11 protein-coding genes and 4 pseudogenes are annotated in these 15,348 nt (G+C 68.4%); all 15 read right to left on the minus strand.

The window, feature by feature from the left end; genetic code table 11:
* Positions 1–80 precede the first annotated feature (80 nt).
* The 15 genes and pseudogenes from tssK to Bsp3421_RS01865 all read right to left on the minus strand — a co-directional run bounded on the left by tssK (position 81) and on the right by Bsp3421_RS01865 (position 15,317).
* Positions 81–1,443 (minus strand): annotated as a pseudogene (gene tssK, locus Bsp3421_RS01805) (type VI secretion system baseplate subunit TssK).
* Positions 1,440–2,021, minus strand: a complete 582-nt coding sequence (locus tag Bsp3421_RS01810) for a type VI secretion lipoprotein TssJ (RefSeq protein WP_273995527.1) — start codon at positions 2,019–2,021, stop codon at positions 1,440–1,442. The pseudogene tssK and the gene Bsp3421_RS01810 overlap by 4 nt, the downstream one beginning before the upstream one ends.
* A complete protein-coding gene (locus tag Bsp3421_RS01815; RefSeq protein ID WP_273995528.1) occupies positions 2,021–2,230 on the minus strand; it encodes a hypothetical protein in 210 nt (69 codons plus the stop codon). The genes Bsp3421_RS01810 and Bsp3421_RS01815 overlap by 1 nt, the downstream gene beginning before the upstream one ends.
* A complete protein-coding gene (locus Bsp3421_RS01820) occupies positions 2,230–2,616 on the minus strand; it encodes a DUF4150 domain-containing protein (RefSeq protein ID WP_273995530.1) in 387 nt (128 codons plus the stop codon). Before Bsp3421_RS01820 ends, Bsp3421_RS01815 begins: the two co-directional genes overlap by 1 nt.
* Positions 2,617–2,640: 24 nt before the next feature.
* Positions 2,641–3,192: a DUF3540 domain-containing protein gene (locus Bsp3421_RS01825; RefSeq protein ID WP_443111421.1), complete on the minus strand. Its 552-nt coding sequence runs from the start codon at positions 3,190–3,192 to the stop codon at positions 2,641–2,643.
* Positions 3,193–3,248: 56 nt separating this feature from the next.
* Complete coding sequence (locus Bsp3421_RS01830) at positions 3,249–4,319, minus strand: pentapeptide repeat-containing protein (protein ID WP_273995532.1); 1,071 nt, start codon at positions 4,317–4,319, stop codon at positions 3,249–3,251.
* Positions 4,316–6,535 carry a DUF2169 family type VI secretion system accessory protein gene (locus Bsp3421_RS01835; RefSeq protein ID WP_273995533.1) on the minus strand — a complete coding sequence of 740 codons (2,220 nt, stop codon included), beginning with the start codon at positions 6,533–6,535 and terminating at the stop codon, positions 4,316–4,318. The genes Bsp3421_RS01830 and Bsp3421_RS01835 overlap by 4 nt, the downstream gene beginning before the upstream one ends.
* Positions 6,535–8,826 (minus strand): type VI secretion system Vgr family protein, encoded by a 2,292-nt coding sequence (locus Bsp3421_RS01840; protein ID WP_273995535.1) that lies wholly within the window; start codon positions 8,824–8,826, stop codon positions 6,535–6,537. Before Bsp3421_RS01840 ends, Bsp3421_RS01835 begins: the two co-directional genes overlap by 1 nt.
* Positions 8,817–9,284, minus strand: a complete 468-nt coding sequence (locus Bsp3421_RS34190; protein WP_443111422.1) for a hypothetical protein — start codon at positions 9,282–9,284, stop codon at positions 8,817–8,819. The genes Bsp3421_RS01840 and Bsp3421_RS34190 overlap by 10 nt, the downstream gene beginning before the upstream one ends.
* Positions 9,261–10,492: pseudogene (locus Bsp3421_RS34195) on the minus strand (AAA family ATPase); the annotation flags it as partial. The pseudogene Bsp3421_RS34195 and the gene Bsp3421_RS34190, both read right to left, overlap by 24 nt.
* Positions 10,422–11,450 carry an AAA family ATPase gene (locus Bsp3421_RS34200; RefSeq protein ID WP_443111415.1) on the minus strand — a complete coding sequence of 343 codons (1,029 nt, stop codon included), beginning with the start codon at positions 11,448–11,450 and terminating at the stop codon, positions 10,422–10,424. The pseudogene Bsp3421_RS34195 and the gene Bsp3421_RS34200, both read right to left, overlap by 71 nt.
* A gap of 2 nt (positions 11,451–11,452) precedes the next feature.
* Positions 11,453–12,359: pseudogene (locus tag Bsp3421_RS01850) on the minus strand (type VI secretion system baseplate subunit TssG).
* Between the two features lie 53 nt (positions 12,360–12,412).
* Positions 12,413–14,270: pseudogene (gene tssF / locus Bsp3421_RS01855) on the minus strand (type VI secretion system baseplate subunit TssF).
* Between the two features lie 16 nt (positions 14,271–14,286).
* Positions 14,287–14,715 (minus strand): GPW/gp25 family protein, encoded by a 429-nt coding sequence (locus Bsp3421_RS01860; protein ID WP_273995536.1) that lies wholly within the window; start codon positions 14,713–14,715, stop codon positions 14,287–14,289.
* A 74-nt stretch (positions 14,716–14,789) separates the two neighbouring features.
* Positions 14,790–15,317, minus strand: a complete 528-nt coding sequence (locus Bsp3421_RS01865; RefSeq protein WP_273995537.1) for an Hcp family type VI secretion system effector — start codon at positions 15,315–15,317, stop codon at positions 14,790–14,792.
* Positions 15,318–15,348: the final 31 nt, after the last annotated feature.

The raw sequence follows: 15,348 nt of genomic DNA on the forward strand, positions 1-15,348 counted from the left end.
TGGAGGCCGACGACGTGCGCCGGATGGCGGAGGAAAGGTTTCTGAGCAGGTTCATCGTGGATAGCGGTTCATATCGTGTGTCATGCCACCTTCCCGTCTCTCAAGCCCCAGGCTTCGAAACGCAGATCCGGAAAATCGCCGACGATGCGCAGCGCCATCGCCGAGCCGGCGAGCGTCTGCGTCCAGAACGGATCGGTCGATTCGACCTCGAAGTAGGTGCTTTGGGCGTAATAGGGAATCTGGCGCGGCGGGTTGGGCAGCGGGATCAGGCGGGCCCCCGGCAGTTGCAGGTCCACCAGCTTCTGGATCTGTTCGACCGCGCCGAGCTTGGTCTGCTGCGGCAGCAGCTGGCGCAGCTTGTCGGCCGGCATCGCGGCCGACACCGCGAACACGAGCTTCTTCAGGTTCCACTGCTTGTCGACCACGCAGATATGGACCTGGTCGCCGCGATCCTCGAAGCGCAGCGGCAGCACCGGCGTCTCGATCACGCGCGCGAGCGCATGCCGCAAGGTGGCCGCGAGCGGCTCGAAGCTGCCTTGCAGGTCGTCGTGGCGGTAGCCGAAATCGCGCTCGGCCAGCTCCTCGTCGACGCCGGGCAGCACGCTCAGCCGCCCGAGCAGGCCGATCAGCTCGCGATACAGCAGCGCGGGCGGCAGCGGATCGAACGCATCGAGATGCGCGAGCCGCATCCGGTACTCGGCGATCGCCTGCCGCAGCAGCAGCTCGATCAGGTCCGCGATGCCCCCGCCCGCGGACAGCACCCGCTGCCCGGACGTATGCGCGAGGCGCACGCGCAGCGTGCTTTGCAGCTCGTCGATCAGCGAATTGAGCACGACGTGCGCGCGCGTGTCGAGCAGCGGCGGGATGAAGCGCGGATCGAGCAGCACCGTGCGGCTCGCGCTGCGCCCGGCCACGCGGGCGATCGGCAGCGCCGCTTCGTCCGAGCGCAGTTGCGACTTCCAGCACAGCCGCGTCGCCAGCTGCCCGGTCTCGATCGTCAGGCTGCGCGGCGTGCCCGGCGCGTCGAGGCCGACCGCGAGATCGGGCACGTCGGTGGTCATCGCCCGGTAGCGCGACGACGACGCTACCTCGCCGAAGGCCATTTCCGGGCCGCCGCTGCGCGCGGCCTGGATCGCGAGGCACGCGATGTCGCCCGCCTGCGCCCGTTCGGTCTCGAGCGGCGCGGGCAGCGGGGTCGTGCGACGGCAGCGAGAATGCAGTGCCGTCCTGGAACACGCCGCGCGCGCCGCGCAGCGCGAGCCGGCCGAGGCCGAGCCCGTCCTGGTCGACGTCGAGCAGCGTGAAGCCCCAGCCGTGATTCACGGTTTGCCCGAGCCGCGACGCGACCTGATGGGACAAGTGGCGCTCCAGTTGCTGAAAATGCTGCGTCTCGATCAGCATGCCGTCGCTCCACGCGACCGGTCCAACCGGCAGACTGCTCATTGCCTGTATCTCCTCGTGCCCGAGCCGTGGCGTCGGGCGGGTTTGTCGGTTGCGGCGTCGGGGTTCGGCGCGCTCGCGGCGATGGGCGCGTCGGGCGGCAGCGGCACCGCGCCCGGCAACGACGCGTTGTAGATTCCGCTGCGATCGAGCCATACCGCGAGATGAAGCACCCCGCTTCCGTCGATGCGCACGCGCAAGGGCGCGTACTGGGCCGGGCGCTGCGCGTAGTCGGCGTCCGCGACGAGCCAGATCTCGCCGCTGCGCGGCACGTCGATCCAGAACTGCAGCACCTGGTTCGGCGCGATCACATGGCGCGACACGGTCAGCACCGCGCCCTCCTGGTCCTTGGCGGCGCACGGCGCGTCGCCGTTCGCCATCGGCAGCCAGTCGGCCGCGCGCACGATGTACACGCACGACTGGATCGGCCGCGGCTCGCCGCTCGCGCCGACGTTCAGCCGGCTGCCGCCGACCAGCGTCACGTGCAGCTGGCGCGGGTCGGCCAGTTTCGAACCGAACAGCGAGCAGCCCGACAGCAAACCCAGCGCCAATCCTGCAATCAGGATACGAATGGACTTCATCAGCTAAGCGATATCGTGATGATCTGGGACGGCGCGATGGTCTTCATGGCCGCGGGTAGATTCGTGTCGGTCATGCGCGTCTGAGGCGCGCCATCATGAATCATCACCTTGTCGGCCCCTATCACGTGGCGCGGCTGCGTCGACACGATGCCCGACATAACCCCGCCCATCGAGCCCGGCTCGCCGTTGTGTGCACGAACAGGTTGCATCAGCTGAGCGTCATCGTGATCGTCTGGGACGGCGCGCTGGTCTGCCCAGACGTGTTCTGGTTGTTGGGCAGGTTGGTATCGGTCAGCCGGGTCTGGGGCGAGCCCTGGATCAGTACCTTGCCGGACCCCGTCACGTGGCGCGACTGCGCCGACACGGTGCCGGACGCCACCCCGCCCATCGATCCCGGCTCGTCGCTGTGCGTGACGGGAATGATCGTGTTCATGTTGTGGACGGGACCGCCCGCGTAAATGATGTTGGTGACGTTCGGGACCGCCTCCGGCTTGTTCGCGATGTTCGAATACGACACGGGAATCGCGAGCGGCGGCGTCTTGCAGACGTCCGAGCCGGACAGCGCCATTCCGCCGGCAGAGCAATTGGCAAACATGAGAATCTCCAAGCGTAAATCGCATCAACCCACGTGAATCTGGCCGGCGTCCATCTTGAGCAGGGCTTCCGCCGTCACGACCGCGCTTTGCGCGTGCATGCCCAGGTGGCCCTCGGTATGGACGAACGTGTTGCCGGCATGCGTGGCGTCGGTGCCGCTGACGTGCGCGTGGCGCTCCGCCGCGGCCTCGGTGATCACTTCCGCGCGGCTCGACAGCTGCGCGGCTTCGAGCCCGAGCCGGTCGCGCGCCTGCACGCGCACGTCCTGCGCTTGCAGCAGGACCTCGGCCGCGCCGAAATCGAGCACGACGTCGGCCGCGTCACCACGCCGTTCGAGAATGGCGAGCACCCAGCATCCGTCCGCCGCCTGATAGAGCTGGACCAGATCGTCCGCCTGCGGCCGAACGATACAACTGACCGCGGCGCGGGCATACAGCGCGCAACCCGGCTCCACGACGATGCGCCACAGTCCGTCGGACTCCGCGCCCGTCACACGGCCGATCGACATGCGTCCCGCCGCGCCCGGCGAGAACGGCGCGGCGCTTCGCTTCAGCAAGGTGCGCATCGGTTCCGGCATCTCGTCTTCGCTGGATTCGACCTGCCGCTCACGAACCATTCGAGTCTCGATCATCGTCACACTCCTCTGGCGCCCGGCTGGGCGCGTTGCCGCCATTGGCGGTCTTCTTCCAACACTGCATCGTCGAACGTCGCCTGCTGCGTATCCGCCGCGCGCCAGGCCTGCCTGGATTGGCCGACCAGCATCCCCGCCCGGCAATCCGCGCCGTTCAGGCCGACCTCCTCCAGCGTCGCGCCGCGCGCATCGAGTCCCGCCAGTTGCGCGGCGGCCAACTGCACGCGCGCGAGCTGCGCGTGACGCAGCGCGATGCGCGGCGCGCGCAGGCCGCGCAGGTCGCTGTCCCGCACCTGCGCGTGATCGAAGATCGCCTGCGGCAATTCCGTGTCGCGCATGGACAGGCCGCTCAGCTTCGCGTGATCGAAGCACGCGAGCGGCAGCCGGCTCGACGCGATCCCGCCGCCCGACCAGACGCTGTGCGACCACGCGGCCTGATTCAGTTCCGATCCGCGCACGTTCATCCGATCGATCTGCGAATCGATCCAGCGCACGTTGATGCCCGTGCAAGCGTCGATCGAACACTCGGCGCAGCTGGACTGCCCGACGATGAAGTTGTCGAGCCGGCTCGCCCGCACTTGCAGCCCGCTCAGTTGCAGGCTGATCCAGGACGCATCGGACCAGTGGCCGCCGTCCAGCTCGACGCCCGTCAGCTCGCCCGCGATGAACGACGTATGCGCCGCGCGCACCGCGTCGAAACGCAGCGACGCACCGTTCGCCCTCGCGAAGATCACGTCCTTCAACAGGCTCTTCGACCAGGCCGCATCGCGTATCCCGCTGCCGGCGAGCGACATGCCGCGCAGCACGCAATCGCTCCATGCGGTTTCGGCGATGCTGCAATCCTCGAAGACGAGACGCGTCAGCGCGCTGCGCACGAAGCGGTTCGCCTCGAAACGACAATTGACGAAGCGCAGGTTGGAGAGCCGGCATTCCGACCAGCTCACCCGCTCGAAATGGCAGTCGCGGTAGATCGTGTCGCTCAGTTCGAGCCCGTGATGCGACGTGGTGTAGCGCCGTCCCTCGATCACCTGGGGCAAGGCCGGCGCGGACACCGGCTCGCGGGGTGCGTTCATTCGTCCCTCCTCGGCACCGCGAGCATGCCGGTGTACAGGTTGCCTCGCCATGCGCCGGATTCGGGCAGGTGGGCCCACGACGTGCGGGCGCGGATCAGGTTGCAGTCGCGCATCCGGGTCTCGCGCATGTCCGCGCCGTACAGCATCGTCTCCTTGAGCGAGCAGCGGTCGAACGACGCGCCGCTCAGGTGGGCATGCGTGACGTTCGCGCCGTCGAGCTGCAGGTCCGTCGAGCGCTCCGCCTTCAGGTGCTGCGCGTTGAGCTGCATGAACGAGCAGTGGTCGACCTGCACCGACGACGCCCGCAGGTCCTGGAAGCTCGACGCGTTGAACAGGCAGTCGCAGAGGATGGAGCGGTCGATCGAGGTGCCATGCGACAGCACCGCGAACGTCAGCACGTTCTTGCGCCAGGTGCTCGCCGACAGGTCGCTCAGCAGCACGCTCGGCTTCATCAGACGGCAATGCGACAGCGTGAGGCCCGGCATCCCGCATTCGACCAGCCCGAGATTGCCGGCGCTCACGCGGCTCCAGGTCCAGTGACGCGCCTCGACGCCGTTCCACGACACGCTGTCCCATTCGGTGTCCTGCACGACGCCGCGGATGCCGCCGCGCCCCTTCACCGTCACCATCGACCACGATCCGCCCGACACCGACAGATCGTCGAGCCCACAGTCGTCGAGGTTGACCCGCTCCAGCGCGACGCCGCGCCATGCGCTGCGCGCCAGATCGCCGCGCGCAATCGCGCCGCCCGTCCAGACGAGATCGTCGAACGTCGTATCGGCGAACCCGCAATCGACCGCATGCACGTTCGTCAGCTGGCAATGGCGCCAGGTGCTGTGGGCGAACCGGCAGCGCTCGAACCGCACGTTTTCGAAACGCCAGCCATCGAGATGCAGCGAGGTCAGGTCGGCTCCGCGGATCGTTGCATCCGACAGCGCCATGCTGCCGGCCTGATCGAAGCGCTGCCGCCAGTCGATGCCGTCGGCCGGCGCGGCGGGCAGCGCCATCTGTTGCGCCTCCTCTTTGAAGGCCTGCAATCGGGTTCGCCCCTGCTGCGCCTCCACGAGACTCCGGCGATGGCGCGCGAGACGCTCGCCGACTTCCTCCCGCGTACGTGGCGGCGGCGCGAAACGCGGATGGTCGTCGGTGTCGAGGATCAGTTCCCAGACCCAGTTCCGCTCGACGGCCGGCATCAACGCATGGTCGGCCTGCTGGAGCGGATCGGTGTCGGTCAGGTCGGCGCGCTGCGCCGCGAAGGCCGTCAGCATGCCGACGTCGATGGGCTCGTCCGCGTCCTTGAACGCAGCGATCAGCGTCGCCGGGCTGTCGTCGAGCACGTAGTCGGTGCGGATCGCGCCGTTCCACCACAGCACGCCGAGGTCGTGGTCCGGCAGCAGCCAGATGGTCTGCTGCCGCAGCGGCACCGGCTCGACGCCCGCCCGGTTCCCGCGCAGGATCATCGCCACCGCCGTCAGGCGCGGCAGCGCACCCACGCACCCTTCGCCGCGCGGGCCGAAGCCGCCGAGCTCGAAGCGGGCGCCCGGCGTCCAGCTGTCGTGACGCGACCATTGGTCCGGCGCGGCCAACTGGAAGTAGCGCAGGTCGACGTGTTCCGGCCAGCCCATGTGCGTGCCGTCGCGCGCCATCGCCTCGGCCGTGCCCGGCCGGCTCGGCATCCATTGGTGACGCTCGGGCCAGTCGCTGCCGAGCGCGCCCATCGCGGCCAGCGGGTCCGGCCCGACGCCGAGCGCGCCCACGCGCTGCAGCGGCGCGGAACCCGACGCCCGGCCGAGCGGGTTCTCGCGCGCGCCGCCCGCGACCGCCTGGGCCGGATCGATCGCGAGTCGTGCGAACCCATCGGATTGCGCCTGTTCGTCGACCGTCGCGCGACACGACACGGTCTTGCGCACGCCGTCGAGTTCGACCCAGGCGGCCCAGTCGATCGCGCGTCCGCACGCGCCGGCCGGCGCGCGCTGCACTGAATGCCCGGCGAGCAGCCACTCCGCGCAGCGCTTCGGCATGGCCGCCTCGGTCAGCGGCACCGACGGCGCCGCCGCCTTCAGCGCCTCCCAGACCGCCGCCTCGTGCACGAGGATGGCCGGGTCGCTGAGCCGGAATCCCACCCCGACACTGATCGCGAACATCGGCGTCGAGCCGATCTGGGTGCGCGTCGTCGCGACGAGCGCGGCTTGAGGTTTGATGTGTCGGACCGGCATCAGCTTTTCACCTGCATGCCGAGTTTCTTCAGATCCACGCCCACGTCCGAGTAGCTGGCGCCCGTATAGGAATAGCTGAAGCCCGTGGTCGACACGCTGCTGCCCGTGGTCGACACGCTCGACCCCGTCGCACCGACCGAGCTGCCGACCGTCGACATGCTCGATCCCGTCACGCTCGTCGAGCTGCCCGTGGTCGAGGTCGACACACCCACTATGCTGGTCGACACCCCTGTATTTGACATTGACGTACCGACGATACTGGTCGACGTGCCGGTCACCGACGTACTCGTGCCCGTCATGCCGTTCGAGGTACCGACATACGACTCCGAGACGCCTGTCGTGCTCCGCGACTGCCCGACGCATGACATGCTGACATCCGTCATCGATGACGAAATGCCTGTCATGCTGTTCGACACACCTACCACCGACGTGGTCGTGCCGGTCATGCTAGTCGACGTCCCCGTGAACGACGTGGATGTCCCCGTGAAACTCGTACCGACGCCGGTGAATGACGTGCTGGTGCCAGTAATTCCCGTCGACACGCCAGTAAATGATGTGCCGACACCCGTGAAGCTCGTGCTGACGCCCGTAAACGAGGTGCCAAGCCCGGTGAACGACGCCGACACGCCGGTGAACCCCACCGATAGGCCCGTGTACGACACCGCGATGCCCGTAAAGCTGACCGTGATCCCGATCACCGACGTCGACGTGCGCTTCACCGTGAGGTTTTTATCCTGGCCGACGGCCTTCGAATCGTTGCGCTCCACGGTGTGCTGCATGTCGCGTTCGGCGTGGATCATCACGCGCTCCGCGCCGCGCTGGTCGTCGAACGTCAGCTGGCTCGCGTTTTGCGCCTGCCCCGCCAGCTTGGTCGAACGCGACACCAGCCCCGTGTAGCGCGTGTCCTTCGGCAGGTCGTAGGGCGTCGGGTTCTCGCCGTTGTAGACGATCCCCGTCGCGAGTGGCCGATCCAGATCGCCGTCCACGTAGGTCACCACCACTTCCTGCCCGACCCGCGGCATCGCGATCACGCCCCAGCCCTTGCCCGCCCACGCCTGCGACACCCGGATCCAGCACGACGCGTCGGCTTCCGTCGTCTTGTAGCGATCCCAGTGGAAATGCACCTTGATCCGGCCCAGCTTGTCCGTGTACACCTCGGACACCTGCGGCCCCACCACCGTCGCGCTCTGGATGCCCGGCACCTCCGGACGCTTCGTCACGAGCAGCGGCCGGAACGGCTGGTCGTCGGCGAGCGCGCGGAACTTCACCGTCACGTTGCGGCCTTTCGACGTGCTGTCCGGGCCATCCTGGATGAACGACAACTCACTGCCGATCACGTAGTAGCGGCGATTCCGGTTCAGCGCCGGATAGCCGACCAGCGTGAACGCCTGGCCGGTCGTCAGGCCCCGCGCGTTCGCCTCGCCGACCAGCACGTGCGCATCCGCCTGGAACGCCTCCAGCCGCAGCCGCGCGAGACGCTCGCCCTTCTCGGCGTCCTGATACCCCGTCGCATAGTCGTAGTATTCGAGCTGCACACCCGACAGCCCCGGCCCCGGCTCCGTCTGCGCATCGCTGTCCAGACGATTCGACGGCGACCAGTAGTTGAAGTCGCGCAGCGCGACGTTGTTCGAGCGCACCCGCCGGGTCCGCTGCAGGCGCTGCACGCCTTCGCGTCCCTGGATCGCGCGCCCTTCCTCGCCGTCCGGCAGATATTGAAGCTGGCCGGACTGGGACGGCTGGTCCTCGAAGCGCTGCGTGTCAGACAGCACCACCACGTGACGCTCGTTCTCGTGCTCGACCCAGAAATAGATGCCTTCGTCCTCCAGGAGACGCTTGACGAAGTTCAGGTCGGTTTCCTGGAACTGCACGCAGTACTCGCGCGGCTCATACGTGCTTTCGAGATCGAACCGGTAGTCGGTACGCTGATGCCCCTGGAACACCTGCTCGACGATCTCCGGCACCGTCAGGTTCTGGAAGATCCGGCTGTTGCGGTTCTCCTCCAGGAACGACAGCCAGCTTTTCAGTTCAAGCGTATAGGTGTACTGCCCGCTCAACTGCCCCGTGTCGTAGCCACCGAACACGTAGGTGCTGAACGTGCGCACCGCGCCGTTGCCGAGGTCGATGTCGGCGAACAACGGCGTGCCGAGCAATTCGTCGAGGTCCAATTCCGGGTCTCGGCTCAGCAGCTCGAGACGGTAGGACGGTTCCCGCGACAAGCGTTCGTCGGCCGTCAGGGACAGCGCGATGTTGCTCGGGGCCAGTACGTCACTGCGCAATTCGATCAGGCGCATGCTGCTTCTCCTTCCGATCCTGCGTGGATCGGTGCGTTGGTTTCATCCGGTGGGACCGCCAGCAGCGCATCGTCATCGTCGAACGTAAGCGACAACGTGTCGCCGGCCGACAGCCGCACGCTGCGCAGCGTCCGGCCCTCCGCCCGCGCGGCGAGCACGCCGCGCGCCACCGCCGGCAGCACATGCTGGCGCAGCAGGTCGCGCACCGCGCGACCGTTGGCCGGGTGCTGCGCGACCGCCCGGGCCACCCAGCCCGCGACCGCCTCGTCCACGCGCCAGTCCAGCCCGTTCTGCGCGAGCCGCTCGCCGATCTCGTCGAGCGCCTGGCCCGCGATGCCCGTCAGCGCTTCGGCATCGAGCGGCCGGAACGCGACCACCTGGATCCGCGCGAGCAGCGCCGGCGAGAACCGCTCGCGCAGCCGCTCGTACACCCGCGCCGCGAGCTTCGCCTGCGACACCTGCGGGTCCGCCTTGCACGACGCCTCGATCTCCGCATCGCCCAGATTCGTGGTCAGCAGGATCAGGCTGTTGCGGAAGCTGATGCGACGTCCTTCGCCGTCCTCCATCCAGCCCTGGTCGAACACCTGATAGAACACTTCGTGGATGTCCGGATGCGCGCGATCGAACTCGTCGAGCAACAGCACGCTGTACGGCTTCTTGCGGATCGCCTCGGTCAGCCGGCCGCCCTTGCCGTAGCCGACATAGCCCGGCGGCGCGCCTTCAGCGTCGACGCCGTGTGCGCCTCCTGGAATTCGTTCATGTTGAACTGCACGAGATTGCGCTCGCCACCGAACAGCAGTTCGGCGAGCTTCGCCGCGGCCTGGCTCTTGCCCGTGCCCGTCGGCCCCGCGAACAGCATCACGCCGAGCGGCCGATGCGGATCGCCAAGACCCGAATGCGACAGGTGCAGCGCCTGCGCGATCGCCCGCATGCCGTCCGCCTGCCCATGGATCGACGCACCGAGCGCGCGCTCCAGATCGACGATCCGCTGCGCCTCGTCCTGCGCCAGCTGCGCGACGGGAACACCGGTCCACTCCGCCAGCACCTCCGCGATCACATGCTCGTCGACCCACGGCCGCACCCAGCGATCGGCTTCCGCCAGCGCCGCGCTGTCTCCCGTTTCCTCGGCCGACGCGCGCATCCGCGCGAGCCACGCGCCGACTTCCTCGCGCTGGGTCGCGACCACGCCTTCGAGCGTGCGCGCCTCTTGCACGAGATGGTCGCGCTGCGTCTCCAGCTCGGCCTCGTCGCCGGGTGTCGAAACCCCCATGCGCCGGTCGCTCGCGCGCCAGTCGAGCGTCTGCCCGATCGCCTGCGCCTGTTGCCCGAGCCGTTCCAGTTCGGCCGGCGCGCAGCGCTGGCTCATCGCCACCCGCGCGCAGGCCGTGTCGAGCAGGCCGATCGCCTTGTCCGGCAGCTGCCGCGCCGGCAGGTAGCGGCGCGACAGCGCCACCGCGCTGCGCAGCGCCGCATCGACGATATGCACTCCGTGATGCTCGGCGAAGCGCGACGCGATGGTCCGCAGCATGCCCACCGCCGCCGCGTCGTCCGGCTCCTCGACCGGCACCGCCTGGAACCGCCGCACGAGCGCCGCGTCAGGCTCGATGTACTGCTTGTACTCGGACCACGTCGTCGCCGCGACCATCCGCAAGCCGCGCGCGAGCATCGGCGATCAGGTTCGCGGCGTCGCCCGTGCCCGCCGAGCCGCCCGCGCCGATCAGCGTGTGGGTTTCGTCGCAGAACAGGATGATCGGCGCGGGCGCGGCGATCACCGCGTCGACCAGCGTCTTCAGGCGCTGCTCGAACTCGCCGCGCACGCCCGCGCCCGCCTGCAGACGGGCCAGATCGAGCGCCCACACCTGCGCGCCCAGCAGCCCCGGCGGCACCGCGCCCGCGTGGATCTTCTGCGCGAGCGCCTCGACCACGGCCGTCTTGCCCACGCCCGCCTCCCCGACCAGGATCGGGTTGTTCTGGCGACGCCGCGACAGCACGTCGATCACGGTGCGCAGTTCGTCGTCGCGACCGACGACCGGATCCAGCTCGCCACGCGCCGCCTGATCGGTCAGGCAGGTCGCCCATTTCGCGAGCGCGTCGTCCGGCGCCGCCGCGTCGACGGACGCATCGACGTCACCCGACGACGGGCTCTCGATCGCCTCAGGCCACCCGGCGGCCAACGCCTCGTAGCGTTTCACGACCTCGTCGATCGCGACCGACGTGAGGCCCTGCGGACAGCGCTGCTGGAGCCAGCGGCGCGTGACATCGTCGTCGAGCCACGCCAGCAGCAGGTGGCCCGAGCGCACCTTGCCCGACGGCGCGGCGACCTGGCTCCAGATCACGGCCGGACCCACGCTGCGCTCCAGCGACGCGGAAATGTCGCGCAGCGAATCGCCGCCCACGTCGAACGTATCGAGCGCCTTCTCCAGCCGGCGCTTGAGATCGCCGACGTCGTGGCCCCATTCGGCGAACAGTTTCGCCAGATCGCTCTGCTCGCGCTGCAACAGGCACAACGCCCAGTGATCGAGGTCGATGAAAGTATGACGGCGCGAACGGCCCAGCACCGTGGCGTCGACCAAAGCCGCATAAGTCGTGCGGCCGAGACAGTTGAAGATACGTTCCCGATTCACGTTTAGTTCCGAAAAGATTCGTAGATAGTCAGCGTGCGCAGCGCATGATCCGGCCGCGACCACGCATCGACGCCGATGCGCATGCGCCCGACTTTCCCCGCCGCAGGGCGCGTTCGTACTTCGACCTTGATGACAGGGTCGATCCTTCCGTCCACAAAGTCCGTCGCGACCGCGCATACCGCCATCACGGCCGCCGACCGGCGTTGCCAACGGTGAAACTCCTCGGCCTCGATCGGGCCGATCACGATCTCCATCGAATGCTGGACATCCCAGATCCGCGCGCCGAGCCGCCAGCCGCCCAGCCGCCGGCCGCCGCGCGGCGGCACCGGAATCCAGCGTCCGTGGCGCGGCAGGATCCGCAGCGGCACGCGAAAGTAGCCGGCCAGCATCCGCCGCAGGTCGCCGAGCGAGCGCCGCGGCGCGCAATACACGCCGGGAAACGCGCGCCGGCACGCTTGGGCGTCCCGATCCGGCGAGGCCTCGCCGGATCGACGAGCCGCGTTCGCGAGCGTGGTGACCCGTTCGACGAACGGATTGCGCGCACGCTCGTAGCCCAGCACCGGGTGCATCGCCGACCAGGCGCTGTAATGCAGCCACGCCAGATCGCCGCAGGCCACGTTGACGAAGCGCTCGAACGCCGCATTGCGCTCGAAACGCTTCTCCTGCATGGCGTGTTCGGTCACGTGCAACGGCAGCGGACCGAATGGCGCGAACAGGCCGAAGTGCCGCTGGGTGATCTTGACCCGCGGGTGATCGTCCGCGTCGACGAAGCGGGTCTGCTCGACCGTCACGTTCGCCACCTCGGTGCTCGCGAAGCGCATGTCGGCCGACTGCTCGATGCGCAGCCACGCGGGGCGCGCGCCGCGGCGGCCCGCCCAGTTCCCGCTCCAGCACCTCGACGCGGCGCATCAGCTCGAAGAAGGTGCGGCGTGGCGTCAGCGCCCGCTCAACGCGTGCGAGCCTCACAGCAGCCTCCCGTCGCCGACGGCCGTGTTGACGTGGGTGCTGACGGTTTCGCCGTCGAGCCGCACGATCGTCTCGATGCCGTCGTTGAGCGTCGCCGCCTCGCCGAGCGCCTGCGCCAGCACCCGGCCGAACAGCCAGCCGCCGCGGTCTGAGTGGGCGCTTTCCGCGACGTCGATCTCCACCCGCGTCGCCCGCACCAGCGCGAGCGGCGTCGCCCGGCCCGCCGCGATGAAACGCGCCCCGAGGTGCACCGAACGCAGGCTGTCGATGCGCTGGCGGTCGAGCGCGTCGTCGCGGTTGGCCGCCAGCAGCAATTGCTCGACGATGCGGGCGGTGACGTCCTGCGACTGCCCGGCCCGCAGCGCGAGCGGACTCTGGCCGAGCTGCGCGGTCGCATCCCAGCATGCCTCGACGGGCGGCGCGCCGCGCACTGGCGGGCCACAGGCACTCGATGCGCCGCACCCCGACGGGATCGAGCAGGCTCAGCTCGGCGTCGAGCAGCGCCGACGGCCGCCAGTCGCGATCGGCCACCAGCGCCCTGCCGGTGATCGACGCGATGCCGTCCAGCTCGATGCTGTCGTCGAACGTCGAGACCGCGATCAGGTCGTGGCTCGCGAGCGGATCGAAGCGATCGCGCCGCACGCCGTCGGCGAGCAGCGCGTTCTCGCGCCGCAGGCTGTAGCGCACCGCCTCGTCGCGCGCCCCGTAGCCGCCCGTCTCCAGCACGGAACGCGCGGCGTGCGCCCGGCCGTCGCTTTCGCACACGCGCACCTCCGTCAGTCCCCATAGATGGTGGGCGGCGGGCGACATGCGGTCGACCGGAATCCATTGCTCGGTCAGGTTGGGGTCGTACGGCACCGGGTCGAAGCGCTTCGTGTACAGGTTGATCGCCGGGGTCGCGAACAGGCGGAACTGGCTCGCCTCGACTTCGCCGACGAGGCCCGTCGGCACGTGCCGCAGCGCGAAGAACAGCTCGAAGGCGCGCGCGGACGGATCGACCGCCGCGACGCGTGCGAGCACGTCGAGATAGACGCCCAGGAGGCGGGTCGGCTGCGCGAAATACTCGCGCATCAGCCGCAGGCCGGGCAGCCCGCCGAAATCAGGCGGCAGCAGCGCCTCGGCATCGTCAACGCCGGACAGGCGGATGCCCGCCGCGGGCAGCGTCAGCACCTCGTCGCCGCGCCGGGTCGGCACCACCGCGTACCAGGCGCTACTCGACGCCAGCAGCGCCTGATGCAGCGCATAGGCGCGCGGCAAGTCGCCGGCAAGGCTCAGGTGCAGCGGCGCGAAGCCGCCGTCGCCGCGCCCCAGTTCGCCAACCGTCGTCAGCCCTTCCAGCTCGAAGCGAAAACGCAGCACCGCCTGCGAAGACGCCAGTTGCTGGGCGAGTTGGGACGGCAATCCGTTCAGGCTCCGGCTGCACTCGACTTGCGCGATGCGCAACGGCAGCAAGGTCACGTCGCGCGCGGTGGAAAACGTGACGGGCAGCTTGCGCCCGGGCAGACGGGCCGAGATCAGCGAACCGCGCGGCAGCGTGCTGCCCCGGAACGCTTCCGGTGACTCCAGGTCCGGGTGAAACGCAAAACTCGAAATGGCAGGCGTGGCCGCCATGAACAACGGGCAGACCCGCCCGAGCGCTTGCTGCGCGAACTCCGCGCATTCGCGATCGAGGCGCGTCTGCACCCTTGCCGACAGATAGGCCACGCCTTCAAGCAACCGCTCGACGAACGGATCGGTCACTGCATCCGGATGCAGGCCGAGCGCCGATGCGACCTGCGGGTGCTCCTTCGAAAAGCGGGCCCCCGCGTCGCGCAGCTGACGCAATTCGTCGTTGTAATGGTCCAGGAAATTCATGATCGTTCGCCGTTCGTCATTCGTCGACCAGACTGAAATAACCACTGAGATAGTCGAGCGCGAGGCTCACCCTGATTTCCGCCCCGTCGTCACGGGACAGCGTCAAGATGTCGAAATACATCGTCTGCGGCGCGTGCCGGGCGCCGCCGGCTCTCGGCTGCACCACGGTCCGCCCGCTGTCCACGCGCGGCTCGAAGCGGCGTATCACCTCGCAGATGTGCGAAGCCGTACGCACCGGATCGATCCGGGTGGCGCCGCCCAACTGCAGCGGCGGGCAACCGTAGTTCAGCACCGAATAGGCAGCCGGACTGCTGTCCGACACGCCGATCCGCGCGCCGCGCGATGCACAGTTCATCAACTCGACCAGGTGATGCCCGACGATGTCCTGGAGCGAGTCGCGACGAAACCGTCTCGACAGCTTGTTGTAGAGCGGATGCGCGCTCACATGCGTATTCCTGCGTGTCGCGCCCTAGGTCGCCACACGTCCATGGTTTGCTCGAAAAGAAAACGCGCGGCCGATCAGATCGCCGAGTTCAGCTTGAGGTCGTAGCCGGCCTTGATCACCGCGCCCATCGTGCCGTCGTTGCCCTGCTCGCGGTACTCGAACTCGATCTTCGCGAAGTTGATCTTGATCTCGTCCGTCGGCAGCACGTTGTCGACCTCGCCGCTGCCATGGCCCAGTTGCGAGAACGGCATGTTGCCGAGCGTGCGGAACGACGACACCAGCCCGCTTTCGAACGAAATCGTCAGAAACTCCTGCTGGCCCTTGCCCGACTTGCGGCAGATCAGCTTGGCGCTGGGGATGTGGTCGCCGGTCGCGCACATCAGGAACAGTTTCGGCGAGGCCTTGTTCGACACCATCCGGAACTCGAAATCCTTCATCTCGACCTTCCCCGCACCGCCGCCGCTGCCGAAGCCCCAGCGACCCGAGTTTTCTTCCGCCCACTGCCAGCTCTGGATCTGGATAAGGTTGGGATATTGCTTATCGATCGACTCGCCATCAACGCCGTCGATCTTCAGAAAATAGTCGACCAATGCTTTGGACATCCTGAGAACTCCTAATATATTTCAAGAAATG

The organism is Burkholderia sp. FERM BP-3421 (assembly GCF_028657905.1).
In the GTDB taxonomy this organism is placed as follows: domain Bacteria; phylum Pseudomonadota; class Gammaproteobacteria; order Burkholderiales; family Burkholderiaceae; genus Burkholderia.